At 65.3% G+C, this 2,617-nt stretch carries 3 protein-coding genes; all 3 read left to right on the plus strand.

Going from position 1 to position 2,617, the window contains the following annotated elements:
• Window positions 1–203, plus strand: a 203-nt coding sequence (locus AUL39_RS10745; protein ID WP_059056142.1) for a hypothetical protein, incomplete at its 5' end; no start/stop codon positions are given.
• A gap of 511 nt (window positions 204–714) precedes the next feature.
• Window positions 715–1,938 carry a MobV family relaxase gene (gene mobV, locus AUL39_RS10750; RefSeq protein WP_059056144.1) on the plus strand — a complete coding sequence of 408 codons (1,224 nt, stop codon included), beginning with the start codon at window positions 715–717 and terminating at the stop codon, window positions 1,936–1,938.
• 196 nt (window positions 1,939–2,134) lie between these two features.
• The coding region (locus AUL39_RS10755) for a Rep family protein (RefSeq protein ID WP_059056146.1) at window positions 2,135–2,617 on the plus strand (483 nt) is incomplete at its 3' end.

Consider the following 2,617-nt stretch of genomic DNA (forward strand, 5'->3'; position numbering starts at 1 on the left):
CCGAGGAGAAGCAAGCCATGCTCCAAGAGCTGATTGCCTTCATCCTCGACAAGCGAATCATGAACATGGCTGACTTCATGCTCATGTCGAGCGGCGCTTTCGCTCCCGAGTATTTCTCGGTCATCGTCGGCTATAACGCGATGCTCGAGCGCATCTGTAAGGGCAACTACCTCAAATACGCCAAGGGCAAAAAGGTGGAGTAGCCGGGTCAATGGAACGCTCGGCGACCACGGGGGCGCAGCCCTCGTTCGCAGAGCGCGGAATTGACGCGGCGGGCAAGCACGCAAGAAGACTGGGCGAAGGGTCGATGGGGCGCACTACTCCATCGACCCTTTCCTTGCCCAAGTCTTCGAGCGGATGTCGGCTTCGGATTCGGATTAGACATCTTTGGCTACTACGACCAAAGATGTCTGTGACGGAAGACGGAAGACAAACGAGCGGATTTTGAGGGGGTGTTCGAGGGGGCATGCGGCCCCCTCGTCCGCGCTTGCGCGGGGCCCTTCGGCGCGGCGCCGGGTGTGGGGCGGACGCCCCTCCCGGCTGGCGCGGCGGGCAAGGAGAGGGGGGTCGGCCCGGAGGGCCGTCCCCTCGACGCGCAGGCGGGGGGTCGGGCGCAGCCCGTCCCCGCCGGAGGGGGTCCAGGGGGCACCCCTGGCCGGTATCTTACGGAGTAAGATATAACCGGCTATATCTTATGAAGATTGGGGGCCTGCCTTGGCGCACCTCGCGCACTACAAGCGCTCCGGCGCCGCGCCGATGCTCGCGCACTACGAGCGCAGGGCGGAGCTTGAGCGGGGCTACTCGCGGGAGAACATCGACGCTTCCCGCACGGCTGAGAACTACGCGATTGGGGCCGACAGCCCGCAGGCGCTTGCGGCCGCGCTGCGGTCGCGGGTGGACGCCGCCATCGCCGCGCACGAGGCCGACTCGGGCAAGGCGATACGTCGGGACGCCAACGTGCTGTCCGACTGGGTGGTGACGCTCCCGAAGGACTGCCCGCGCCAGGACGCGCGGCGCTTCTTCGAGGTGGCCGTGGACTTCTGCCGGGAACGCTATGGCGCGGAGAACGTCCTGGGCGGCTTTGTCCACATGGACGAGGCCACGCCGCACGCGCACATCCCGATCGTGCCCGTGAGGGACGGGCGCCTGCGTGCCGCCAGGGTCTTCACGCGCTCCGATCTTCAGCGCTTCCACAAGGACCTGGGCCGTGCCGAGGACGCCGCCCTGGGACGCCACGTGTCGGTGGAGCTCGACCCCGCCCAGCAGGGCGAGAAGCAGCTCTCGCACCTGGGGCAGGCGGAGTACGTGGCGGCGCGCGAGGAGGCCGCCAGGGCCGCGGAGAGGGCGGCCGCGGCCGAGAGTGCCCAGAGGGCCGCAGAGGACCGATTGGAGTGCCTTCAACGGGGCGTCGAGGATGCCGAGTCCCTGGCGGCGGCGAGCCTGGGAGAGGTTCGGCGAGTCGCAAGAGAGGGCGGCTGGGCTGGAGGAAGAGAACGCGCGGCTAGAAGCCGAAATCAGGAGCTTAGAGAGCGAGCTGAGGCCCTTAGAGGAGCGTGCGACGCGGCTCGAGGCCGAGGTGACTCCCTGGAGGCAGAGAAGGCAGGCTCTCCAGCGGCGATCCAGGACCTTGAGCGAGGCGTGCGACGGCTTGAGGGAGAGCACCGAGAGCTTGCGAGACGAGTGCGGGCGCTTAGGCGAGAGCGCTGCGAGCTTGGAGGACGAGTGCGAGAGCTTGAGCGGCGAGCTGAGCAGCTGCGAGGACTACTCGACCGCGCTAGAGGCCGACTTGAGGGACTTGCTGGGAGGCTGGCCGGGCTGCTGACCTCCGCGCCGGACCTCGCGCGGCGCCTGCGGCCAGGCTCGGCGGAGCTTCTGCGGTCCTGGGGCATGCTCCCGCAGGCCCAGGAGAGACGGCGAGGGCGTGGGATGGCGAGGTAGGTACGCTGCACAAAAAAAGGCCCGCCGGCGGCTCCAGGCCGACGGGCGGGCTTTACAATGGTGGCCGATGGGTAACAGGCTCCGACCCCTGTTGCCGCCGATACCGAGGTTGCAGCTCGCATATCAGCACCACCCCCCATTATAGGGGCTTGCGACGATTGAGCAGCGACCTCCCGAAGAACAGGGAGGTTTTTTCATGGCAGAAAACAGCATCAACAAAGCTCGGTACTGGTGGGCGGTTCTCTATCCCGAGAACATGGTCGATGGCTGGGAAGGCAAAATAGCCGATCTGCTCCAAGTGCCGTTCGCCTACTGCATCCACTCGGCGGACACCGACAGTAAGAGCGAACACCGCAAAGACCACGTCCACCTGATTCTGGTCTTCCCGAACACCACCACCTACAAGCACGCCTTGAACATCTTCAGGCTCTTGGGCGAGAAGGCCGTGAACACCTGTAAGGCGTGCATCAACATCCGCCACTGCTACGACTACCTCATCCACGACACCGATTCCTGCCGCAAGGAGGGCAAGCACCTCTACAGCGCCGACGAGCGCATCTGCGGAAACAGCTTCGATATCGGTGCCTACGAGCAGATAAGCACCGAGGAGAAGCAAGCCATGCTCCAAGAGCTGATTGCCTTCATCCTCGACAAGCGAATCATGAACATGGCTGACTTC

It is taken from the genome of Tractidigestivibacter scatoligenes (genome assembly GCF_001494635.1).
GTDB lineage: Bacteria > Actinomycetota > Coriobacteriia > Coriobacteriales > Atopobiaceae > Tractidigestivibacter > Tractidigestivibacter scatoligenes.